The 22,420-nt window shown below is 37.5% G+C and carries 23 protein-coding genes; 6 read left to right on the top strand and 17 right to left on the bottom strand.

Features of this window, described 5'->3' with window-relative positions:
- Positions 1 to 2: 2 nt before the first annotated feature.
- Positions 3 to 275, bottom strand: coding sequence for a YlbG family protein (locus GJU32_RS01135; RefSeq protein ID WP_054611705.1), 273 nt, complete (start codon positions 273 to 275; stop codon positions 3 to 5).
- Positions 276 to 658: 383 nt separating this feature from the next.
- Here GJU32_RS01135 and GJU32_RS01130 point away from each other — a divergent pair, with 383 nt between their 5' ends.
- The gene (locus tag GJU32_RS01130; RefSeq protein ID WP_155590118.1) at positions 659 to 1,573 is read left to right on the top strand and encodes a glycerophosphodiester phosphodiesterase family protein; all 915 of its coding nucleotides are present in this window, start codon (positions 659 to 661) and stop codon (positions 1,571 to 1,573) included.
- Positions 1,574 to 1,623: 50 nt separating this feature from the next.
- Here the strand turns inward: GJU32_RS01130 and GJU32_RS01125 are convergent, their stop codons facing one another.
- Both GJU32_RS01125 and GJU32_RS01120 read right to left on the bottom strand, forming a co-directional pair.
- Positions 1,624 to 2,085 (bottom strand): DinB family protein, encoded by a 462-nt coding sequence (locus GJU32_RS01125; protein WP_155590117.1) that lies wholly within the window; start codon positions 2,083 to 2,085, stop codon positions 1,624 to 1,626.
- Positions 2,086 to 2,336: 251 nt separating this feature from the next.
- The gene (locus tag GJU32_RS01120; protein ID WP_155590116.1) at positions 2,337 to 2,783 is read right to left on the bottom strand and encodes a YlbF/YmcA family competence regulator; all 447 of its coding nucleotides are present in this window, start codon (positions 2,781 to 2,783) and stop codon (positions 2,337 to 2,339) included.
- Between the two features lie 90 nt (positions 2,784 to 2,873).
- On the opposite strand from GJU32_RS01120, the gene GJU32_RS01115 reads away from it, so the two are divergent.
- The gene (locus tag GJU32_RS01115) at positions 2,874 to 3,371 is read left to right on the top strand and encodes a PaaI family thioesterase (RefSeq protein WP_196426553.1); all 498 of its coding nucleotides are present in this window, start codon (positions 2,874 to 2,876) and stop codon (positions 3,369 to 3,371) included.
- On the opposite strand, the gene GJU32_RS01110 is transcribed toward GJU32_RS01115, so the two are convergent.
- Together GJU32_RS01110 and GJU32_RS01105 are read right to left on the bottom strand one after the other, a co-directional pair.
- On the bottom strand, positions 3,352 to 4,824 hold the full coding sequence (locus GJU32_RS01110) for a UDP-N-acetylmuramoyl-L-alanyl-D-glutamate--2,6-diaminopimelate ligase (RefSeq protein ID WP_155590114.1): 1,473 nt from the start codon (positions 4,822 to 4,824) through the stop codon (positions 3,352 to 3,354). The genes GJU32_RS01115 and GJU32_RS01110 overlap by 20 nt on opposite strands.
- 150 nt (positions 4,825 to 4,974) lie before the next feature.
- Positions 4,975 to 6,129, bottom strand: a complete 1,155-nt coding sequence (locus GJU32_RS01105; RefSeq protein WP_155590113.1) for a CAP domain-containing protein — start codon at positions 6,127 to 6,129, stop codon at positions 4,975 to 4,977.
- A 147-nt stretch (positions 6,130 to 6,276) separates the two neighbouring features.
- Here GJU32_RS01105 and GJU32_RS01100 point away from each other — a divergent pair, with 147 nt between their 5' ends.
- Positions 6,277 to 6,678 (top strand): YugN family protein, encoded by a 402-nt coding sequence (locus GJU32_RS01100; protein WP_141903391.1) that lies wholly within the window; start codon positions 6,277 to 6,279, stop codon positions 6,676 to 6,678.
- Between the two features lie 146 nt (positions 6,679 to 6,824).
- Positions 6,825 to 7,886, top strand: a complete 1,062-nt coding sequence (gene ytvI, locus GJU32_RS01095; protein ID WP_155590112.1) for a sporulation integral membrane protein YtvI — start codon at positions 6,825 to 6,827, stop codon at positions 7,884 to 7,886.
- 14 nt (positions 7,887 to 7,900) lie between these two features.
- Here ytvI and GJU32_RS01090 read toward each other — a convergent pair whose 3' ends face one another.
- The 7 genes from GJU32_RS01090 to cyoE all read right to left on the bottom strand — a co-directional run bounded on the left by GJU32_RS01090 (position 7,901) and on the right by cyoE (position 14,513).
- Positions 7,901 to 8,362, bottom strand: a complete 462-nt coding sequence (locus GJU32_RS01090; protein WP_155590111.1) for a DUF420 domain-containing protein — start codon at positions 8,360 to 8,362, stop codon at positions 7,901 to 7,903.
- A gap of 40 nt (positions 8,363 to 8,402) precedes the next feature.
- Positions 8,403 to 9,326 (bottom strand): cytochrome c oxidase assembly factor CtaG, encoded by a 924-nt coding sequence (ctaG, locus tag GJU32_RS01085; RefSeq protein ID WP_155590110.1) that lies wholly within the window; start codon positions 9,324 to 9,326, stop codon positions 8,403 to 8,405.
- Positions 9,327 to 9,508: 182 nt separating this feature from the next.
- A complete protein-coding gene (locus GJU32_RS01080; protein ID WP_054611714.1) occupies positions 9,509 to 9,853 on the bottom strand; it encodes a cytochrome C oxidase subunit IV family protein in 345 nt (114 codons plus the stop codon).
- A complete protein-coding gene (locus GJU32_RS01075; RefSeq protein WP_036125326.1) occupies positions 9,853 to 10,479 on the bottom strand; it encodes a cytochrome c oxidase subunit 3 in 627 nt (208 codons plus the stop codon). Before GJU32_RS01075 ends, GJU32_RS01080 begins: the two co-directional genes overlap by 1 nt.
- Positions 10,479 to 12,365, bottom strand: a complete 1,887-nt coding sequence (gene ctaD, locus GJU32_RS01070) for a cytochrome c oxidase subunit I (protein ID WP_155590109.1) — start codon at positions 12,363 to 12,365, stop codon at positions 10,479 to 10,481. The genes GJU32_RS01075 and ctaD overlap by 1 nt, the downstream gene beginning before the upstream one ends.
- Positions 12,366 to 12,406: 41 nt before the next feature.
- On the bottom strand, positions 12,407 to 13,495 hold the full coding sequence (gene coxB, locus GJU32_RS01065) for a cytochrome c oxidase subunit II (protein ID WP_155590108.1): 1,089 nt from the start codon (positions 13,493 to 13,495) through the stop codon (positions 12,407 to 12,409).
- A gap of 100 nt (positions 13,496 to 13,595) precedes the next feature.
- Positions 13,596 to 14,513, bottom strand: coding sequence for a heme o synthase (cyoE, locus tag GJU32_RS01060; protein ID WP_155590107.1), 918 nt, complete (start codon positions 14,511 to 14,513; stop codon positions 13,596 to 13,598).
- Positions 14,514 to 14,849: 336 nt separating this feature from the next.
- Between cyoE and GJU32_RS01055 the strand changes: the two genes are divergently transcribed.
- The gene (locus tag GJU32_RS01055) at positions 14,850 to 15,773 is read left to right on the top strand and encodes a COX15/CtaA family protein (protein ID WP_155590106.1); all 924 of its coding nucleotides are present in this window, start codon (positions 14,850 to 14,852) and stop codon (positions 15,771 to 15,773) included.
- 55 nt (positions 15,774 to 15,828) lie between these two features.
- On the opposite strand, the gene GJU32_RS01050 is transcribed toward GJU32_RS01055, so the two are convergent.
- The 5 genes from GJU32_RS01050 to GJU32_RS01030 form a co-directional block, all read right to left on the bottom strand.
- Positions 15,829 to 16,017, bottom strand: a complete 189-nt coding sequence (locus GJU32_RS01050) for a hypothetical protein (RefSeq protein WP_155590105.1) — start codon at positions 16,015 to 16,017, stop codon at positions 15,829 to 15,831.
- The gene (locus tag GJU32_RS01045; protein ID WP_230874890.1) at positions 16,010 to 16,624 is read right to left on the bottom strand and encodes a TetR family transcriptional regulator; all 615 of its coding nucleotides are present in this window, start codon (positions 16,622 to 16,624) and stop codon (positions 16,010 to 16,012) included. The genes GJU32_RS01050 and GJU32_RS01045 overlap by 8 nt, the downstream gene beginning before the upstream one ends.
- A gap of 140 nt (positions 16,625 to 16,764) precedes the next feature.
- Positions 16,765 to 20,199 (bottom strand): pyruvate carboxylase, encoded by a 3,435-nt coding sequence (pyc, locus tag GJU32_RS01040; RefSeq protein ID WP_155590104.1) that lies wholly within the window; start codon positions 20,197 to 20,199, stop codon positions 16,765 to 16,767.
- A gap of 12 nt (positions 20,200 to 20,211) precedes the next feature.
- On the bottom strand, positions 20,212 to 21,393 hold the full coding sequence (locus tag GJU32_RS01035; RefSeq protein WP_155590103.1) for an FtsW/RodA/SpoVE family cell cycle protein: 1,182 nt from the start codon (positions 21,391 to 21,393) through the stop codon (positions 20,212 to 20,214).
- A 60-nt stretch (positions 21,394 to 21,453) separates the two neighbouring features.
- Complete coding sequence (locus tag GJU32_RS01030) at positions 21,454 to 21,735, bottom strand: Fpa/YlaN family protein (RefSeq protein ID WP_004224778.1); 282 nt, start codon at positions 21,733 to 21,735, stop codon at positions 21,454 to 21,456.
- A gap of 182 nt (positions 21,736 to 21,917) precedes the next feature.
- On the opposite strand from GJU32_RS01030, the gene GJU32_RS01025 reads away from it, so the two are divergent.
- Entirely contained in the window at positions 21,918 to 22,418 is a 501-nt protein-coding gene (locus tag GJU32_RS01025) for a molybdopterin-binding protein (protein WP_155590102.1), read from the top strand.
- Positions 22,419 to 22,420 lie beyond the last annotated feature (2 nt).

Genomic DNA, 22,420 nt, shown 5'->3' with positions numbered 1-22,420 from the left:
GATTATAGACCTACTTTATAGTCATATTCCTTTGCTTTATCTGGTTTTGCATTTTCATATTCAGTTTTTACAAATGGACGGTAAGACTCCACAACGTCTTTCACAAATGGGAGGCGTTGTAGTTTTGTTGTCATCATGTCAATGTCCTCGCGATCACAGTAAAGCACTACATATTTTTGCCTCCTGGAAATATAAAGAACATGACCATATTTTCGAAGTGACTTCGCATGTTTTAATTGATGGACGTAAACGATTAGCCCTTGTCGTTCGTTCATATTAGATTCCCTCATTTCTTACATAAAAGAATACCATAGACCGGAAAATGATAGCAACAGAGTTTAGCTGACAGAACACTCAATTTTCCGTTATAATGGAAAAGCATACTACGTTGAACATCGTAGTGATATGAATCAGTTGTTTTAAAAAAACATAAACTTGCTGAAGGATGATAATGCCTCAAATGGACTGTTCCAACACATTTGAACCCTCATAACAATTGTTACACAAGTTGACAGCAATAGGCGGCATGAAAAAATCATCATTCACTTATACTAGTTACTAGCTTTAGTACTCTCTGTGACTATAAGTAAATACTAATCATTGAACAATGAATTCACCATTACTTTTTATATGAAGATAATTGTTAAGGAGGACGAATATGGGTAAGAAAACAAAAATTGCGCTTGCAATCGCAGCTGCAAGTGCGGCAGCTTGGGCAGGCAGTAAAGCCATTTCTAAACCACAGCAACGTGAAGGCAAACAAGCATTACAATTCGATCGCCCCATCATTCTTGCGCATCGTGGCGGAGCACTTTTAGCACCTGAACATACAATGATCGCATTTGAAAAAGCTGCACAGTTAGGTGTTGATGGCTTTGAAATCGACATTCGTCTAACGAAAGACGAAGAAATCATTGTTTTCCATGATGATACAGTTGAACGAACAACTGATGGCTACGGCCTTATTGCCGATATGACATTGGTGGAAATCAATGCCTTAAACCATGGCTACCAATTTGAAGATTTAGAGGGTGCTTTCCCATATCGAGAGGATAAATTAAATGTAGTGACCTTACGAGAGCTACTTGAAACTTATCCAAACATGCTAATCAATATCGATATTAAAGATGCTCCAGATACATACGAAGGAAGTCTAATGCCTTCAAAACTCTGGCGCTTAATTGAAGAGCTTGGCGTCGAACACCGTGTCGTTGTGACAAGCTTTTATGGTGAACAAATCGATCGCTTTAATTTATATGCTCAAAATCAAGTAGCACTTGGTGCAGGTGAATCAGATGTGAGAAAAGCATTTGCTTCCTTCTCCAGTCAATTTGGGCATTTATATCATCCGAAAGTAGATGTATTCCAAATCCCACCAAAATCAGGGGTTATCGCATTAGATTCACCAAAGTTTATTCAGTTTTTAAATAACCTCAACATACCTGTTCACTATTGGACCATCAATGACATCGACACAATGAAAAAATTAATCAATAATGGAGCAAAGGGAATTGTTACAGATCGCCCTGATATTGCTGCGGAGTTATTACAAGTACAAGAGTCTTTATCATGATGAACACACGGAAGGGAAGGATATTAGTTAAATACCTTCCCTTTCCTGTTTCAGTATTTGAAAGTTCTACCTATGTAATTAGACTGTATGGGTGCTCGTCCTAATTCTCTTGCCCAAACGGAAAGCTGCCCAATATGATGAATTTCATGGGCGATAATATGATGCAAAATTTCATTTTTGCTGTATTCATTTTCGTCCCAAGAGACTGTTACCACAACGTCATTCTTCTCATTATAAGTTATTAAAAATTCTCTTATTTCCTGTCGGAGGTCTGTGGAAAGCTTTTTCACTTTCCCTAAGGTTTGATAATCCTCAAAGTAGTGTACCTTATCCTCTCGCCCCTGAATACCACGAATCCAGCTATATTCCACTTCAATAATATGAAATAATGTCTGTAAAATACTACCTACCCCACCATTCCGAGTTTGCAATAACTCGTCATGATGAAGTTGGGAGCACCACTCTATCCACTCGTCTCTTACTGTCCAATTATAAGAAAAGAAATTTAACATAAGAACTACCCCATTTCAATAAATATTATTTTATATAATGCAATATGGCATCTGTTACTGTGCCACCCAAATCAGGCGTTTTTATTTATTGTGCTAATGCATTTACTTGTTCCACATCTTGATCACCAGTAAAATCAAGCATCATCTTCTTTGTCCAAATAAATTGTATAGAAAAAAGACTGTAAACAAACTCTGTTAATACCTTGAGTTATCTACAGTCTAGAAGAGATGTGCTTCATACACATCGTATTTTATGCTGAGCAAGAGCATGAACCGCCCGAGCCACATCCTCCTCCGCAAGATGAACCAGATGCAAAGAATGGGTTACTAACAGGAACTTTTACCGCTTCAGAAACTGTTTTACCTATTAAAAGGCTAATTTCATCAAGTAAGTCCTGAAAATCGTTTTCAGCAATTTTTAAAGCTGAAATTTTCTCATTTAAGTCAAGCGCCCTCTTCTGTTGGCGGATCGACTTCATAATTGTATGGTAGTCCGGATGATATTTTCCGAAACGTTGTACATCTTCGTACTGCTCTTTCATGCGATTAAATGCGTAAATAGCTTCTACAATTTGTGCATCGCTATATACTTCATCATATGCTTGATGTAGCGCAACCGCAGGTTCTGAGGAAAGAATCATTTCACAAAGCGCTTCGGCCTCATCCAAAATGATTACCCAGTCAGAGGTCATCATCATATTTAATTCCCCCAATCTCTTTCCCATCATAACAGATTTTATGGTAATTTTACATTATTGATATTTTTAATGAAAGAGGTTTTCCAGTTGATGACAACATCTAAAGGACAGATAGAACAATTACTAGCCACAATTTTACAAGAAAGTAACGAGGAAGATGAAGAAGTTTTAGTACATCTTTTAAATGGACTGCGGGAAAAACAACAAGGCATTCATCGCCGTTATATTAATGCTGCCCTACATATGGTAGGAAAATTTGAGCCAGAGGTCAGCGAAGTCCGTATCCCTATTACACCTGTCATTCATAATACGATTAAGGTACCCCATGGCGGCATTATTGCAACGATTGCCGATGCTGCTATGGGAGGGCTGGCTTCACGCTCTGTGCCAGATGGATATAATGTTGTCACTACGAATATGAATGTATCATATATAGCTACTACAACGAATAAAGAACTGATTGCGCGTGGCCGTTTTGTCCATAAAGGGCGTCAAACGCTTGTCATGGAATGTGATATTGAAGATGAAACTGGTCGTAAGCTGGCCATTGCTACGGGATCTTTCTTTGTTATTCAGCGTCGTCCGTAATTAGACTCGAAAAATAATCTATAATACATTGTTGATCGGAAAAAGGGAATTTTTCATTTTTAATTTGCTGTGTTTGTTCATGCCCTTTTCCGGCAACAAGGACAATATCGCCCTTTTCTGCCTTTGCTAACGCTTGATGGATGGCAAGTTTTCGATCTAAATAAATTTCGTAATATTGCTGCTCTGTAAAACCAGCAATTATACTTTCATTAATAACGATTGGATCTTCATCACGTGGATTATCCGTTGTTAAATATATTACGTCAGCGTATTTACTTGCTACTGCTCCCATGGCGAATCGTTTCGCCTTATCACGATTTCCTCCACAACTAAAGACAAGGTAAATAGTTTTAGAACGATCAAAGGTTTGTAATACTGCTTGTAAGGCTTCTGCTGTATGGGCATAATCTACATAAACCTCTATACCTAAGGGATTATCAATCTTCTCAAGCCGTCCTTCTGGTAGTTTTAATGTCCACATATGTCCAACTATATCTTCCATAGGTACGCCTAAACGCCATACGGCCATTAATGCAGCTATTGCATTTTGCACATGATATTTCCCTACAAAAGGAATTTCCACAATATGTTCGCTCGCTGTTGTTTGTAAACAAAGTACTGTTTTTCCAACTGTTTCACTGACGATTTGGATATGTAAATCATTGTGATTATCAAAACCAAATGAACAGGATTTTTTCTTATCATAAATACCAACAGAACGGCAAAAATTATCATCTCCATTTAACACTAACTTTTTTGATAAATCGGCTAATCTTTTCTTCGCACGTTTATAGGCTTCTAATCCGCCATGATCTTCTAAATGATCTTCCGATAAATTTAAAAATACACCACAGTCAATGTCACAGTGATCGAGCCTATGCTGTTGTAAGCCCATTGAGGATGCTTCAAGCACAACATGTGTAACACCTTTACGGACACATTGCTTTAATATGGGTTGTAATTCTTTGGCTTGCAATGTTGTTAGTTGTTCGTATGCAGTAGTTTGTTTTTCACCATTAATGAAAAAGCCAACCGTTCCAATAACTGCCGCTTTTTTATGTAGAGCATTTAAGAGCTGACTGACAAAATGACTCACTGTTGTCTTGCCATTTGTACCGGTTATCGCAACAACAGTTAATGCTTCTGCTGGAAAAGCAGCGAGCTTCGCACTTGCATACGATAAAAATAATGCTGTATTAGGAACCCATACAAAAGGAACTTCTTTATCAATAATTGGCAAAGAGATACTTTCTTCAGAAACGATGGCAGCAGCACCACGTGCCAATGCTTCTTTGACAAAACGACTTCCTGATGTTTTTTTGCCTTTTCGTACAATAAAAATGTCACCAGGTTGCACTGCTTGTGCATAGTCCTCTACACCTGTAATTTCTGTTCGAATAGATCCTCCCGTTACACTACATGGCCAGTCTTTTAATAACTCAGCTAATTGCAAGTCTCATTCCCCCTTTCAGTTCTCTATCATATGACGGCGTTTGTAACGGTGTGACGAAAAGTGTAGAAGCTTATCGGAGCGATAAACTACATAAAAAAATGAAGACATGCTCGATTGTCGAAAGCTTGTCTTCATACGGATTTTCTTCTGTTATGGTGAGGTTTGACCCTTGTTTTCTGTAGATTCTTCGCTATCTAATTCTTCCTTTTCTTGCTCTTCGTTAATTTGCTCTTCACTATCCATCTTTTGTAAAGTAGGCTCTAGATAGATTTGCGTATAATAATCTACGAAAGCGCCAGAACCAACGAGTGTGTAACGATCATTCAATAATACCTTCCTGTGTTCAGAAGAGTTTGTCCAGCCATGCATTGCTTCAATTGCATCAAAATAAGCAGTTGCAAGATTTTCGTTGGCTTCACTATAGTCAATATTTTGTTCTTGTAACCTCTTTTTCAGATCGCCATATGTTGGTGATTCATGAGCTAAAAAGTTTTGTATCTTCATATCTTCACTATGCATTCTTGCAGCTTCTTCCAATGACTCATCCATCTCTAAAGGGGACAATTCGTGATGTACTCTCGTCACATTTAATAAGTCATCAAGCTGTTTGGCACTTGCCACATCGATTTCTTGTTGTAAAAATGAGGAAGGAGGTGTACGTCTAACAAGCTCCCCCTGATAACTCATTTCATATGGCTGATGAAGGACAAGTGTTTCACTGTCTGTATAGCGTATTCCTTGTAACTCACTTGTCTCCCTATCTATATAAAGCTGCGCATACAGGCCATCAAATTTAACAAGTAACCTTGTTTGCATATCTTCTTCACTCATCGAGAAAATGAAAATGTTTTCCCCTACAGTGGCAGCTACCTCATAATCAATGATCGTCATGCGATATATTTCATCTCGCTTTTGACCAACTTTAAAAGGAAATGCATCAATCTCTTGTCCTGCTATGTAAACTTGCGATACAACATTATTTTCAACGCCAATCATAAAAAACGTAGAAACATCTTCATTGTAGACCCACCATTGATAACCAAAGGAGGATGGTTCTTTTCTAGCTGGTTCCCCATATTGCTCTAAAACAGTTTGTGTACCTTTTCCTATCAATGTTGATATGCCCGTTTGTGGACGTGTCATTGCTCCTACAGCGGACTGCTGCTTTAGTTGTGTTTGAGGTATTATATTAGAATTGGTATTTGGCCCTTCAAGCGGCTCATTTTCCTTCGGTGTATTAAAAAACATAAAGCCAATTAGTGCAATTGCACCACAAACCATTAAAATGCGGAATAAAGCTTTCATACAGCACTCCTTTTCATCACCATTATTGTAAGTAATTATATCAATTGTAATTGGGTTGACACAATGTTGTCATTGCAACAATGTCGAATATGCTCTATTATAAAAATGAGCGTATACTTTGTACGAGAACCTAAAGGAGGACTATACATGTATTTTGAAAATACTAACCTTGAAAATTTAACAGCTGATCAAGAACTAATTGTCAGCATTATGAAAAAACACGGTTTAGAATGTGATGGCGGTTGGGATTACGAGCGTATGACATTCGATAAACGTTTCGATACTCGTGAAGGTCGCTATTACCTACGCGTATTCGCATATGCCATTTCAGGTGATGTAGGCGCACACGATGCCATCCTTACGTTAATGAAACCAGCCCTTGGTAAATACTACTATCCACATGGTGTAGAATATGGGGATGATGAAGTTTACCCAGCACATCTTGTAAAAAAATGCGAAGAAATCTTAAAAAAGGTTAAATTAGAATTAGATCAATTCTCAATCGAGCCTACAAATAAAAATAACTTTGAACCTGTTAACGCACGCTAATCTTTAGTCAATTAAAGTGACAGCACATATAGCGTTAATAGCTTCATGGTTGTGAAAAGACTGGTGGTCCAGTCTTTTTTTATTTTGAGTAAAAATATTTTTTCTTCTCATACTACTTATATCTATTACAAGATGTAGGTGAAAAAATGTTATCATTTTTTAATCGTCCTTTTTTTCGACATCCCATTATTGTCATCGCGATGGGTATCCTTATCCTTTGGTTCATTTCAATATCATTACCGATCTTACTTGCCTACTTAACCGCATTACTGTTAGAACCAATTATTGTTCGAATGAGCAAACGGTTTCGAAAAAAACGTAAAATTGTTGTCTTCATCTTTTTTTTATTTTTTTTAAGTATTTCTTTATTAGTATGTACGCTTATCCTCTATATAAGCTGGAAACAATTTTCTTCATTTATCATTGATATTCCCGATTATCTTAATCAATTATCCGCTTTATGGATTCAAATGCAATCCAAGCTCAGCAACTATACCTATCATTTACCTGTAGAATTAGTTTCACAAATTCAATTCATGATTGCAAAAGCTTTAGCTTCCATCGAAAAATTTGCCCTATCCTTAACAAACATTAACGTCTTGTCTGCTTTACTAACGTATATTCCTACACGTTTATTTGATATTTTTGTTTATTGGATTGTTTTATATATGTTGCTTTTAGAATTACCAACCATTAACCGGAAAATATTAACACCTATCCCTTTTCATTATCATCAAAAAGTCATTTTTATTGGACATCGTGTTAAATTAGCTCTATTTGGATTTCTAAAAGCACAATTCCTAGTTGGCATTAGTATATTTGCTATATCTTTCGCAGCATTTTATTTTTTAAAAACTCCGTTTGCTATAGTATTAGCATTTTTGCTTGTTGTGTTAGACTTTATCCCTTTTCTTGATTCATTTATTTTATTAGTCCCTTGGGCGATTTATCAGGCATTTGCTGGTGATTATCTCTATGCTGCCGTCTTAATTTTATTAACAGTGGGGCAATTTTTAGTACGTCGAATGATTGAACCAAAAATTATTGGCGATAAAATTGGACTTTCTTCCTTGAATACCTTTATTGCGATGTTTATTGGTTTTAAAATATTTGGATTTCTTGGCATTTTAATTGGACCATTACTTGTTGTCGTCATACTTTCAATATTCCAGCCAATTACAAAAAATCTCCCACCTTTACAAAAATAAGGAGGGAGATTTTTTTAAAACCCTAAAATGGCTTTAATGACTGATGTTGTTTCACCTGGTTCAAATAAAACATATAATAATAAATAAACAAGTACACCTGTTATGGCAACAAAGAACCAAATAATACTTGTAATTGGTCCAATACGTCTGTGCAATTTGATATTTGTTTTTAAACCTGAAATAATACTAACAATTCCAAACACGGCTCCAGTTGTCGCCAGGATAATATGGAAAATTAAGAAGAACGTATAATATGGTTTTAAATGTTCTCCACCGCCAAATGCAGTATTTCCAATAAATATTGTACGTGAAGCATAAATAATAAAGAAGATAAGTGCTGCAACACCTGCAGCAAGCATTACTTTTTTATGTCCCTCTACATTTCTTTTTAAAATTAAGCCCCATCCTATCGCTACTAGTACAGCACTAATCACGATAAATGATGTACTAATAGTAGGCAAAATTTGCAATTCCATTGTCAAAACCCCTTATACAAAGTAAATTTCTATTTTACAATTAATGTTGCTGTTGACTTTCCCATCTTTTTTGATGTTCAGCTAATGCGTCAGCAGTGATTTTATCTGGATCTTTTTGTTCAGCACGATACCATTTTGTAAAAATTGTACCAATGAGTACACCAAAAATAAGTTCTTGTAAGATTTTCATTAATACGCCACCTAATTGCTGATCTGCAACAGGTTTCATGTCTGTAAACAACTCAGGCCCTGATAATGATAAGCCTGACAACGTAGAGGCTGGCACACAAAGCTCCATTGCCTTAAGCCATGCTTCACCACTTGTATATGTTTCATACATTGCATTAGGGGCGAAAATGATTAATCCACAAGCTGGTGTAATTAAAACAGCATTTGCAATAATATAGGCTAATTTATGCAAGGGCTTCATTTGAGCGCTATTTGGCATTTTTTGAATTAAAGGCCAATACATAAAAATAGCAGAAAGAAATAACACAAATGTATAGGTACCATGTAATGTTTCATTTAATTTAATGTAATCTAATACTGAAGGTAAATGATAGATGGAAAATAAACCAATAAACACAAAGACTGCAACAACTGGTAATGTCAGTACTTTAAACAAGGTTCTAACAACCGGTGCTTCAATCGCAACCTTCCAAACCCACCAGGGGATACCTTTGATTAAGAAAATAGGTACAAGCAATAATAAGATTGCCATTTGCACCATGTGCATGGTAAACATAATGTGAGCCATTAAATCCACAGGTGATCCTTTGATGATATAAATGGTAATCATGGCTAACACGAAATAAATCGCTTCTCCCTTTTTTAAAGGCTCACTTACTTTAAAATCCTTACGCCACTTTACTGTGACTAAAAAATAGATGATTGTTATGAAAACAAGAACCCCTATTAAATATGGGCTCCATAATGCTTGGAAACCAAAAATACTAAGTGGCATACAGAACGCACTCCTTTAAACTTCAGTACTCCTATTATAAAACGCTTACAGCTATACTGCAATGAACGAAAGGTGAACAAATGTTAAGTTTAACAGTGTTTGCTTCTTTTTGAAACTTAAGCAACTTTCAAACATAAGAAAAGCACGTTCGTCATTTCGTACGAACGTGCTTTTTTTGGTGTTTACCACCAAATGATTGTTAAAAAGGCTAAGAAGAATGTAAATGCGATTAACATTCCCACCCACATGAAGAAACCAATAACGCCACCGAAGTGAGTTTTTTTGTCTTCTAAGTGCATGAAAGAATAAAGCTGAAGTACAACTTGAACACCAGCTAACAATAAAACGAAAGGCATAATTAAGTATTTAGAAAAATCAGCTGCAACTACTGCGAATGCAATAAACGTAAAGAATATCATAAGCGCGAAGTTGATTACTTGTTTACGCATATGAACGGCATTATGATGACGATCATACTCATATTGTGCCTGTGACTTAGCAACTATAGGTGTATCGTGTGAAGACATTATCCGATCACTCCCATCAAGTAAACTACTGTAAAGATAAATACCCAAACTACGTCAATAAAGTGCCAATATAAAGCAGCTACGAAGAATTTAGGTGCATTGTATAAGTTTAAACCACGTTTAGCATTACGGATCATTAAAGTTGCAATCCATACAAGACCTAAAGTTACGTGGAAACCGTGTGTACCAACTAAAGAATAGAATGCAGTTGCGAATGCAGATTGGTTAAATGTAAAACCAAGGTGCACATAGTGTTGGAATTCGTAGATTTCAAGTGCTAAGAATCCAAGACCTAATGCTAAAGTAATCGCTAACCAAGTTTGCATACCTTTAAAGTTAAAGTTACGCATGTGGTAAATGGCATAAACAGATGTTAGTGATGATGTTAATAATAACATCGTCATAGCAAATGCTAATGGTAATTCAAATAAACCTTGAGTTGTGAACTCCATGCCAGCTGGCCCTTTGTTCTTAAGCGCTAAATAAGTAGCGAATAAACTTGCGAAAAGTACAACTTCACAGGCAAGGAAAATCCAGAAACCAACGACTTTGTTTTTACCTTCCATCGTAGCTTGTTCAGGATGATCTGGCCAAGTATGAGGAGTAAATTTAGTATTGAAATCCATTATTTATTTCCCCCTTTGCCGTAAAGATGCTCTTCAATTTCAAGAATTTCTTCTTTGTGTAAATGGAAACCATGATCGTCTTTAACAGAACGAACAATCATCGCACCAAATGTAATTGCTAGACCAATGATTAACACATAGATTGACCATGGCTTATCTGCATCTGGATTATAAAGTGCACCGAATGCTGCAATAAACATACCTAATGAAATTACGAATGGAATCGCTGAGTTATTTGGCATATGGATATCACCGATTGGCTCAGCATATGTCATACCTTCTTTGTTTCCTTCTTGCTTTTCAATCCAATATGGATCTAATCCACGAACAAGTGGAGTTTGACGGAAGTTATAGAATGGAATTGGCTGTGGAATAGCCCATTCTAATGTACGGCCATCGCCCCATGGATCGCGACCTGCTGGTTTACCTTTGATAGACATTAAGCAGTTGATTACCATCATGATAACCCCAACACCCATCATTAATGCACCGATTGTAGAAATATAGTTGAACTGATCCCAACCTTGACCTTCCATGTAAGTGAATACGCGACGTGGCATACCCATTAATCCTAGGAAATGTTGTACGAAGAATGTTAAATGGAATCCGATGAAGAATACCCAGAAAGTCCATTTCCCTAATGTTTCGTTTAACATACGGTTGAAGAAAATTGGCCAGTAGAAGTGCGCCGAACCAAATAATGCTGTAACGATACCACCAACGATTACGTAGTGGAAGTGAGCTACGATAAAGTAAGAATCATGTAATTGATAGTCTAGAGGTGCAGATGCTTGCATTACCCCTGTAACACCACCCGCAACGAAAGACGGGATGAAACCAAGTGCATATAGCATTGGTGTTGTAACTTTAATAGATCCGCCCCAAATAGTTAGAATCCAGTTGAATACTTTCATACCTGTTGGAACCGCAATTGCCATTGTTGCAACAGCGAAGATTGCGTTTGCTGTTGGCCCTAGACCAACTGTAAACATGTGATGGGCCCAAACCATGAACCCTAAGAAACCAATTAAAATTGTTGCGAATACCATTGAAGAGTATCCGAATAAGCGTTTACGAGAGAACGTAGGAATAATCTCAGAGAATAAACCGAACGCCGGTAATACTAAGATATAAACCTCTGGGTGTCCAAAGATCCAGAATAAGTGCTCCCAAATTACTGTGTTACCACCCATTGTATGGTCAAAGAAGTTACCACCGAACATACGGTCAAATAACATCATTAATAAACCAATTGTTAATGGAGGGAATGCGAATAAAATTAATGCACTTGAAACAAGAGCTGTCCATGTGAATAATGGCATACGCATGAATGTCATACCTGGAGCACGCATTGTAATAATCGTAACAATAAAGTTAAGACCTGAAATTAAAGTACCTGCCCCTGAAATTTGTAAACCAAGTACATAGAAGTCAATACCATGCCCTGGAGAATATAAAGATAATGATGCATATGAAGTCCAGCCCGCATCAGGAGCGCCACCCATAAAGAATGACAGGTGAAGGAATACTGCACCTAGGAAGAATAACCAGAACCCTAATGAGTTAAGGAACGGGAATGCAACGTCACGCGCACCAATTTGTAATGGTACAAGCATGTTCATAAATGCGAATAGTAATGGAGTAGCAGCTAGGAATAACATAGTTGTTCCGTGCATTGTTAATAATTCATTGAAAAAACCAGCTGACACGAAATCGTTATTTGGTTTCATTAACTGAATACGCATTAATAACGCTTCAAAACCAGCGATAGCGAAGAACAATGTACCGGCTAATAAATACATTATTGCTAACTTTTTATGGTCAACAGTAGTAATGTAATCCCAGACAGTTGCTCCAAAGCCCTTTTTCTGTGTGTATGAGCTCACAACTTTTACCTCCCTCAAAATTTGTTACATAAAACGAAAAATTATTTTTCTACTGATAAGCCCATGATATAAGTTGCAAGAGCTTCAATTTCTTCGTCAGATAAATCGCCGTAAATAGGCGCAGTGCCATCAGCATTCATCATTAAGTTACCTGGTTTAAATTCCTCTGGGTTTTTAATCCAAGCTTTTAAGCTTTCTTCATTGTGCTCTAAGAAACCAGCAACACGGTTACGGTCACCAAACGTAGTTAAGTTTGGACCTGGTGTACCGCCTGCTCCTGAACCTGAGATAGCGTGACAGCCTAAGCAGCTGTTAGCAAAAGTTGCTTCACCAAGATCTGTTGAAGCTTTGTCTGCAGTTTGTCCTTCTGTCGCTTTCATTGCGTCAACCCATGCGTCAAATGCATCTGGGCTTAATGCTTTTACTTTAAAGTCCATTAATGCATGTGAAGGTCCACATAATTCAGCACATTTTCCATAAAATACGCCATCTTTAAGATCTTTAGATTCTTTATCGAATACTAAGTAGAATTTGTTTAAGTTCTCTACGTTTGTATCCATTTTACCGCCTACAGCAGGAATCCAGAATGAGTGCTTAACATCGGCAGCTTTTAAATTAAAGTAAACCTTTTCACCTGTTGGTACTACTAGCTCTTGAGCCGTTACGATACCTTGGTTAGGGTATTCGAATTCCCACCAGTATAATTTTGCTGTTACATTGACAGTCAGGGCCGTTTTGTTCCCTTCTTCATCTACCTCATCCATTGCAGCAACATCTGCAAATTTATAAGTAGTTGTAACAACTGGTACAGCGATAATTAATAATAAAATAATCGGTATAACTGTCCAAATCACTTCTAACGTATGACTACCCTCTACTTGCTTAGGGATAACATTTTCACCAACGCGTGAACGACGGAATTTTAAGAATGCAAGTAAATAAATAACGGATACTATTACTACTACTAGCGTCATAATTACAGTAGTTAACAGTAATAAATTCAATTGTTGTTTACCTACTTCTCCAGATGGTTTGAGTGTAGAAAGATAATCTTCACCACAACCAGAAAGGAAAACCATCATCACTGTTAGCAGTGAAAAAAGACGCCATTTTTTAAGCCCTTTCATCATAGCTTAATTAAACCCCTCTTTCTTTGTTGTATTTTCATGCGTACATAGGACATTAGTTCTGTCTATATGAATTCTTTAGAAAAAGAAAGAATCCCTAAATTTAGCTAAACACCGCAAATATTATGATGGCTACAAATAGTATGGTCATATGATTCAACGAATAAATAAACATTTTATTTGCCCATTTCATATCATCTTTTGTTGTAAAGCCTTTCAGAGCTAGTATTAACCAACCCAAGTTCAATGTAGTAGCAAGAATTAAAAAGCCAATTCCAAGCTCCGGTAAAAGGAAAGGTAACGGTAATAATAAAAGAATCCAGAATAACATTGAGTACTTTGTACGTTTAAATCCCTTTACTACAGGTAGCATTGGTATTTTAGCTGCACGATATTCCTCAGTCCGTTTCATAGCAAGTGCATAGAAATGTGGTGGTTGCCATGCAAACATAATAAGGAATAAGGCAAGTGCTCCTGGACCTAAAGCAGGCTCAACTGCTGCAAATCCAATAACTGGAGGAATAGCCCCTGAAATACTTCCTACAACCGTGTTACTAACATGCTTTCTCTTTGACCACATTGAATACAGAACGACATAAGCAAATATTCCTGCTAGTCCCCACATGCCGGCTGCAAACGATGCCGCAAATAACAAAATTTCACCTACAATTAAAAATGAGAGGGCAATGGTCAATACAAAGTTTGGCTTGAATCTGCCAGTCACTGTCGGTCTTGCTTTTGTTCTTTTCATGATAGGATCTATATCCTGATCAATATAGTTATTCATTGCACCTGAACCACCAATGATTAATGCCGCACCCAGCATGGTGTAAAATATGACATCAAGCTCTTGCAAGAAATGTCTACTAGTAAACTGAAAAGCCAGCCACATCCCTGTAAACGTTGTGACAAGATTCGAGTTAACGATTCCAATTTTTATTAGTGCTAAGAAATCTTTTACAACAGATGTTGTTTCTGGACCAGTATTTCTAGTAGCCGCCAGTGTACGACCGTTTGACATAATACCTCTCCTTTCATTTTTGTAAGCATATTCCGCTAACACTAACTATAGCGAAATTTGCGATTGATTTCTAGACATTAAGTGAAATTTAGATGAAGTTGTAAAAATTAGTTTTGTCTAGAAATATAATTAAAAACAACATATCTATAGTAAAACATTTTCTAAAATGAATTGTGAAGGTTAAAGCACGAAATTATGAACAATTTGTGAAATGGAATCGACATCTAGTACTCCCTTCTCTTTACAAGTTGTTTTTTATACGTATTTTCGATATTATCTAGTAGCAGAAACATTACGTTCTTGTAATGTTGATAGATAAAGTAGGTGACTCATTTTATGCAACACAACAGGTATTTGAAGTGGTTTGCTGTTGCCGCTACAGTAGGGATGCTCCTTATATTACTAGGTGGGGCTCTCGTTACCAAAACAGATAGTGGCTTAGGCTGTGGTCGAAACTGGCCTGATTGTAATGGATCTCTTATTCCAAAGGAGATTACACCAGAAGTCCTTATTGAATTTTCACATCGTCTTGTAACAGGTGTCGTATCTATTTCAATTCTTGTGTTAACAGTTTGGACTTGGCGTAAACTCGGACATATTCGTGAAGTAAAGCTTTTAGGTTTCTTAGCGATGTTTTTCTTAATCGCACAGGCTCTTATCGGAGCTGCCCAAGTATTATGGGGGCAAGGTGATTTCATCCTCGCACTTCATTTTGGGATTTCTCTTATTTCCTTTGCCGCGGTACTTCTTCTTTCTATGATTGTATTTGAAGTGGATCGAAAATTTGACGCCGATAATATATTTATTGGTAAAAAGCTACGTTGGCATACAATTGCTGTCACAATTTATTCTTATTTAGTCGTTTATACAGGGGCACTAGTTCGTCATACCGATTCGAGCTTAATTTGTCCTGACTGGCCATTTTGCTATAACGAAACACCTTTAGCTCCACCGAATAATATGTATGAATGGGTGCAAATGGGACATCGACTAGCTGTTCTTATTATTTTCATTTGGATTGCATACATAACTTGGCATGCTGTGAAGGAATATAAAAATCAACGTGTGATTTACTATGGGTGGGTTATTGCATTTACTATAGTAGTTTTACAAGTGATTGCTGGTATGTTAGTAGTCCTAACTAGACTGAATTTAACGGTAGCTTTGCTGCATTCATTATTTATTTCCCTTTTATTCGGCCTATTATGTTACATGATCATGCTAGTTGCTCGTAGTAATTATAATGATAAAAAGAAATAGTAAATTAAAAAAGATTCGCCACTTTCAAAGTGACGAATCTTTTTTTCTATTATCCTTATTTTTGTTTCTTCATTGTCTCCGTCCCTATAATTCCTACTATTAAAATAATCATAGATATTAGTGTATAATCCTTAAAAAACGTTGTAAAAGGAATGTCGAAATATCGACATATTACCGTTACAAGACGGCCTCCTAATAAGATTAAACCAATGACTAACATCCAATTAAATAACGTTTTAAGCATTTTTAGGTCCCTCTACTTCCATTGCTGTCCATATGATTTTAGTTACTTCTTCACTATACTCCTCTGCCTCAATCGAAATCGGTCCCCCTATTAGCATATATTCACCAATAGCTCCTTGAATTACTTTTGCCATGATTGTGACAGAGCCAACAAAGAATTTCCCTTGTTTTTTACCATCCTCTAGTATGTTGCATAATGCCTTCAATAGTGGATCTTCATCGTCATCCGGTAGTTTATAATAAGGAACACCTTCAGTTGTACGAGCGTTGAATACGATTTCTAATAATGCTGCTTTCTCCTTCTCGTGTGTCGCTTGATAAGTAATACTTGCCTCTATGAAATTGCCTAATTGAGTAACCGGATCATTGGCAGCGTATGTTTTTGTCAAAATAAATGTTGCAGACTGTTCAATTAATGCTTGCAGACTTTGATCAATTAAATCTTGTCGATCTGCAAAATGATAGGAAATTAATGCTGTGCTAATAGAGGCTCGTTTAGCTATTTGTGCTAAGCTCGCCTTCACATAACCAATGTCATCTAGCGTTATTATTGTTGCTTCAATAATTTGCTGCTTTCTTGCTTCCTGAATAAAGGTGTTTTTATTCAAAACGATAAACCCTCCATTTGATTGAATGACCATTTTTTTGATTACTTAATCAAATTTTATATAATTTATTGCTTAAATACAATAAAAAAAGGTTATATCGATACTATAAATAGCATCTAATAACCTTTTTTCACAATTATTTATTCAATTTCAATTAATAAATCCCCTGTTGAAATAGCATCCCCTGCACTTGCATAAACCTCTTTCACGACACCGTCTTTTGGTGCTTGGACGGTTGTTTCCATTTTCATCGCTTCTGTGATTAACAGGTGATCACCACGTTTGACAGGGCTTCCTTTAGAGACAACTACCTTTAACACGGTACCTGGCATTGTAGCCCCAATTTGGTTTGGATTGCTCGGATCTGCTTTTAAAGCTATATTGCCATCTACCTCAACAGTCATATCTTGAATTACCAATTCACGAGATTGTCCGTTCAGCTCAAAGTACAGGACACGTGTCCCATTGTGCTGCGGTTCACCGATGGATACGAGCTTAATAATTAACGTTTTCCCTTTTTCGATTTCGACTTCAATAACTTCTCCAAGTTTTAAGCCATATAGGAAAGTTGGTGTGTCTAGGACCGAAATATTGCCAAAGGATTCTGTCATTTTCGCATACTCTTCAAATACCTTTGGATAGAGGGCATAGGCTAATACATCCTTCTTCGTAACAGGACGATCTAATTTATCCTCTAAGACAGCCTCCAATTGTTCAAATTGAATAGGCTCTAGTAACTCACCAGGGCGTACCGTAATCGCTTCACGGTCTTTAAGCACTACTTTTTGTAATGCCTCTGGGAATCCGCCATGTGGCTGACCAAGGTACCCTTGGAAGAATTCAATCACGGAGTCTGGGAAGTCAATCGTTTGCCCTCTTGTTAATACAGTGTTTTCGTCTAGATCATTTTGCACCATAAAGAGTGCCATGTCGCCCACCACCTTGGAAGATGGTGTCACTTTGACGATATCCCCAAACAAGAGATTCACACGTGAATACATGTGTTTAACTTCTTCCCAACGATCTCCAAGACCCACCGCTTTTGCCTGCTGCTGTAAGTTACTGTATTGTCCACCTGGCATCTCATGCACATAAATTTCTGAATGCGGGCTGATCATGCCACTTTCGAAATCTTTATAGTATTTACGAACATCATCCCAGTAGTACGATAATTTTTCTAAAGCGTCTATATCCGCACGCACCTCGCGTTTACTGCCCTTCATCGCATAGTACAAGGAGTTTGCACTTGGCTGGGATGTTAAGCCCGCCATGGATCCAAGAGCTGTATCGATGATATCTACGCCTGCTTCAATGGCTTTAGCATATAAATAAATCCCATTGCCACTTGTGTCATGCGTATGCAAGTGAATTGGTAGACTTGTCGTCTCTTTTAACTCAGAAATTAAACGATAAGCCGCTTCTGGCTTTAGTAAGCCAGCCATATCTTTAATAGCTAGAATATGAGCACCTACTGCCTCTAGCTCCTTCGCCATGTCTTTATAATATTGCACGGAATATTTCGCACGATTGTCATCCAAAATATCCCCTGTATAGCAGATCGCCGCTTCGGCAATTTTTCCAGATTGACGAGCCGCATCAATAGCTACTTCCATGCCTTTAATCCAGTTCAAGCTATCGAAAATTCGGAATACATCAATACCTGATGTCGCCGATTCAGCAATAAATTCACGGATTAGATTGTCCGGATAGTTCGTATAACCAACGGCATTGGCTCCGCGCAATAACATTTGGAATAACACATTTGGCACTTGCTCACGCAGTTTCGCTAGACGCTCCCACGGATCCTCTTTTAGGAAACGATAGGCTACGTCAAATGTTGCCCCGCCCCACATTTCCAGTGAGAACAGTTGGTGCATCATTCGAGCTGTCGCATCTGCAATTTGGATCATATCTTGTGAACGAACACGTGTAGCGAGCAGTGATTGGTGAGCATCACGGAATGTTGTATCTGTTAGCAGTACTTCATCCTGTGCTAAAATCCACTGCACTAAGCCATCTGCCCCCTGTGTATCTAAAATCTGTTTCGTACCTGCTGGTGGCACAATAAGTTGATCAATTTTTGGAATGTTCGGCTGTACAAAAATTGGCTTTGATTTCTGCTCTACACCAGGGAATCCGTTTAATGTCACATTACCAATATAGCTTAACAATTTTGTCCCACGGTCTTTACGCACCGGAAAATCGAATAGCTCAGGTGTTGTATCGATAAAGCTTGTATCAAAGGCACCTGATAAAAATTCCTCATGTGTCACCACATTATTTAAAAATGGAATATTTGTTTTAACGCCACGAATACGGAATTCTTTTAAATTACGGTCCATTTTCGCAGCAGCTTCTTTAAAATTCATGCCTGATGTTGAGATTTTCACAAGTAAGGAATCGTAATACGGTGTTACGACAGCACCTTGGAAGCCATTTCCGGCATCTAAGCGCACACCAAAACCACCACTTGATCGATAAACCATTAATTTCCCTGTATCCGGCATAAAGTCATTTGCAGGGTCTTCTGTTGTCACACGAGCCTGAATAGCATAGCCAATCATTGGCATCTCTTCCTGCTTTGGCATATGGATTTCTTCACTGTGTAGACTATAGCCCGCTGCCACCTTGATTTGGGTATGGACGATATCGACACCTGTAATCATTTCTGTAATCGTATGTTCTACTTGAATGCGAGGGTTTACCTCGATGAAATAAAAATCGTCCCCTGCGACTAAAAATTCCACTGTCCCTGCATTTATGTACGAGACATTCTTCATTATTTTCACGGCAGCATCACAAATACGATTTCTTAAATCTTCAGAAATCGAATTGGATGGGGCAATTTCAACTACTTTTTGATGACGACGTTGAATCGAGCAATCACGTTCATATAAATGCACAATATTACCTTGCTTATCGCCAATAATTTGTACTTCAATATGCTTTGGTTTAATAATGGCCTTTTCTACATACACCTCATCCGACCCAAAAGCAGCTTTTGCCTCTGATTTAGCTCGTTCATAGGAAGAAGCTAGTTCCTCTGGCGTATGCACAAGACGCATGCCACGACCACCACCGCCAAGTGCTGCCTTAATCATAACTGGATAGCCATAATTACTAGCAAATGCTTCTACCTCTGCTAGATCAGCTACTGGACCATCTGTACCAGGAATAACAGGAATTTCGGCGGCAATGGCTTGTGCACGCGCTTTGACCTTATCACCGAACATATCTAAATGCTGAGAAGTTGGTCCGATAAAAACAATGCCCTCTTCCTCACAGCGACGCGCAAATTCCACGTTTTCTGATAAAAAACCATACCCTGGATGAATCGCATCAACATTTGCATCTTTTGCGATAGCAATAATGCCCTCAATATCTAAATAGGCGTCGATTGGTTTCTTGCCTGCTCCTACTAAATAAGCTTCATCTGCTTTAAAGCGATGAAAAGCACCACTATCCTCCCTTGAATAAATAGCTACCGTTTGAATATTCAGCTCCGTACAGGCACGGAAAATACGAATTGCAATTTCTCCTCGATTGGCTACGAGAATTTTGTTGATTGATTCCATAGATATCCCCCTTTATGATTGTGTTTTTTTCCTCTCTATCTTTTCAAACATAGAAACATTGATTAATATGCCCATAGCTAAAGATAGAATGATTATAGATGTACCGCCATAGCTTATAAAAGGTAACGTTACACCGGTTAACGGGATTAACCCAGTTACACCCCCAAGATTAATAAACGACTGCCAGCCAATCCAGCTCGCAATACCAGCCGCAATCATGCGTGCCAATGGATCTTTTGTTCGTAATGCAATCGATAAACCTTTATATACAATAAACCCTAAACCACTTAGGACAATTAATACTCCCCATATCCCCAATTCTTCCATTATAATCGCCATAATAAAATCTGTTTGTGGTTCAGGCAAGTAACCTAATTTTTGAATCGATTGACCAAGGCCACGCCCTTCTAAGCCGCCTCCGCCAATTGCATAATAACTATTCACCACTTGGTGACCACTACCATCTTCATACTCAAACGGATTTAAATAAGATAATATCCGTCCTTTTCGACTTCCTGTCAGTAACTCCCCTTTAAATAACCAAAGTATACCGATAATCGCTCCACCAAACGCACCTAACACACCAAAAAACTTCCAAAACGTTTTAAATGGAATACCGCTTGAAGCTACTACCGATACGGCAATTCCACATAAAATAATGACCGCCCCTAAATCTGTTTCAAAGGCTACCCCAGCAACTACTAGAATCCATAGGAATATTGGATAAAAAATTTCGGTTGGTTGTAGTTTTTCAAACGTATATTTTTGGGCTTTACGATAAAAAGCAGCTGCAAAATATAAAATTATAAATAGTTTTGCATACTCAGAAGGCTGAAAGTTACCTAAACCTGGTACATGTATCCAACTTTGTGAACCTACATCTTCCGCACCATGACCTGCTACCTTCAGCCAAGTAAATAGTACAACTAATATGACTGTAAGAAGCAGCATAATATTTTTATTGGCATAATGCTTATAAGGGAAAAATGCTGCTACTATAAACCCTAAAAACGCCACTGTTAAATTAGTTATTTGCTTTTGGTAAAAGTAGTCTGGAGCTTGTCCTTCACGTACAATGGCCACCATCATACTTGAACTATAAATCATGATTAATCCAAATAAACTCAACAATAGGACCGTAAAAAATAAGGCGTAATCAAAATTTTGTGCATAACGTTTTAAGTATTGTCTCATTGGAAAACCTCGTTCTAGTAAAAAAACTCAAAGCGCAAAAAAGCGTTTGAGTTTTTCTTTTTATTTGTCTGTATACGCGTCGTGTAGTACAGAAAGTTCCTTCTCGAGTGAATCGAGAATCTCTTTGCCTTTTTCACGTTCAATCAGTCCAAGCTTCACAGCAAAATCGATTTCACGTGACAGGCCGAACATTTGTGTATCTAATACTTCCTCATATAAAGGGCATTGTGGCATTGTTAAATGATCCATTTGTACTCGAATAAGGCGAGCAATCTTGTCTGCATCAGCAACTAATAGCTCCAAAGCCTTCTCTTGAAAAGAAGTTTGTGATTTCGTATCCATGAGGACGCCCCCATTATCTGATATTTCTTCGATTCTATCTTAATAAAGTTTATCTTCTCGTCGTTAAAAATGCAAGTGTCTTCATTGGAAAATAGAGAATTCGATTTATATTTCTTTATTATCTCTAGTCATTAGCGTTATACTATGTCATGGATATACAAGATTTGAGGAGGATTTCTATTATGGAAACAATTATTCCTATCACGGGCGCAGTTTCATACCAACTAACATTAGATCCCACTGTGTGGATTTTCGATGATCGTAAATTAGATTTAAACACTTACTTCACTAAACAAGATGTTGAAGAAGATTCAGACATCAAATATATGCGTGAGGTCGGTGCTCACTGGTCACGTGAAATCATGGAGGGGGCAACATTTCCACCCACATTAAAATCAGAGCGTAAATTTGACCGTAAAGGATTGGAAACAGGTACATTTGGTATCGAATTAAGTCATTTTTTGAAGAATGCTGAAATTAAACCTGAAGCGACAAAAATAGTCTTATCATGCGAAGATGGTCAAGAATATCCATTCACAATTGATGAAGCGTATACACTTATATTAAAATATAGCCAAGACGGCAAACCTCTTTTAGAAGATGGCCCAATCCATGTATTATTAAGAGATGGTTCAAATATTGACAATCCTATTAAAAACGTATCAGCCATTCGCGCTGAATAGGA

It is taken from the genome of Lysinibacillus cavernae (assembly GCF_009724685.1).
Lineage (GTDB): Bacteria > Bacillota > Bacilli > Bacillales_A > Planococcaceae > Lysinibacillus > Lysinibacillus cavernae.
This window is presented reverse-complemented; position numbering and strand designations above follow the sequence as displayed.

Excerpts from the sequence above, each read along its gene's own strand:
- GJU32_RS01135 (WP_054611705.1), bottom strand. The coding sequence starts at position 275 with ATGAACGAACGACAAGGGCTAATCGTTTACGTCCATCAATTAAAACAT.
- GJU32_RS01130 (WP_155590118.1), top strand. The coding sequence starts at position 659 with ATGGGTAAGAAAACAAAAATTGCGCTTGCAATCGCAGCTGCAAGTGCG.
- GJU32_RS01125 (WP_155590117.1), bottom strand. The coding sequence starts at position 2,085 with ATGTTAAATTTCTTTTCTTATAATTGGACAGTAAGAGACGAGTGGATA.
- GJU32_RS01120 (WP_155590116.1), bottom strand. The coding sequence starts at position 2,783 with ATGATGATGACCTCTGACTGGGTAATCATTTTGGATGAGGCCGAAGCG.
- GJU32_RS01115 (WP_196426553.1), top strand. The coding sequence starts at position 2,874 with ATGACAACATCTAAAGGACAGATAGAACAATTACTAGCCACAATTTTA.
- GJU32_RS01105 (WP_155590113.1), bottom strand. The coding sequence starts at position 6,129 with ATGAAAGCTTTATTCCGCATTTTAATGGTTTGTGGTGCAATTGCACTA.
- GJU32_RS01100 (WP_141903391.1), top strand. The coding sequence starts at position 6,277 with ATGTATTTTGAAAATACTAACCTTGAAAATTTAACAGCTGATCAAGAA.
- ytvI (WP_155590112.1), top strand. The coding sequence starts at position 6,825 with ATGTTATCATTTTTTAATCGTCCTTTTTTTCGACATCCCATTATTGTC.
- GJU32_RS01090 (WP_155590111.1), bottom strand. The coding sequence starts at position 8,362 with ATGGAATTGCAAATTTTGCCTACTATTAGTACATCATTTATCGTGATT.
- ctaG (WP_155590110.1), bottom strand. The coding sequence starts at position 9,326 with ATGCCACTTAGTATTTTTGGTTTCCAAGCATTATGGAGCCCATATTTA.
- GJU32_RS01080 (WP_054611714.1), bottom strand. The coding sequence starts at position 9,853 with ATGTCTTCACACGATACACCTATAGTTGCTAAGTCACAGGCACAATAT.
- GJU32_RS01075 (WP_036125326.1), bottom strand. The coding sequence starts at position 10,479 with ATGGATTTCAATACTAAATTTACTCCTCATACTTGGCCAGATCATCCT.
- coxB (WP_155590108.1), bottom strand. The coding sequence starts at position 13,495 with ATGATGAAAGGGCTTAAAAAATGGCGTCTTTTTTCACTGCTAACAGTG.
- cyoE (WP_155590107.1), bottom strand. The coding sequence starts at position 14,513 with ATGTCAAACGGTCGTACACTGGCGGCTACTAGAAATACTGGTCCAGAA.
- GJU32_RS01055 (WP_155590106.1), top strand. The coding sequence starts at position 14,850 with ATGCAACACAACAGGTATTTGAAGTGGTTTGCTGTTGCCGCTACAGTA.
- GJU32_RS01050 (WP_155590105.1), bottom strand. The coding sequence starts at position 16,017 with ATGCTTAAAACGTTATTTAATTGGATGTTAGTCATTGGTTTAATCTTA.
- pyc (WP_155590104.1), bottom strand. The coding sequence starts at position 20,199 with ATGGAATCAATCAACAAAATTCTCGTAGCCAATCGAGGAGAAATTGCA.
- GJU32_RS01035 (WP_155590103.1), bottom strand. The coding sequence starts at position 21,393 with ATGAGACAATACTTAAAACGTTATGCACAAAATTTTGATTACGCCTTA.
- GJU32_RS01030 (WP_004224778.1), bottom strand. The coding sequence starts at position 21,735 with ATGGATACGAAATCACAAACTTCTTTTCAAGAGAAGGCTTTGGAGCTA.
- GJU32_RS01025 (WP_155590102.1), top strand. The coding sequence starts at position 21,918 with ATGGAAACAATTATTCCTATCACGGGCGCAGTTTCATACCAACTAACA.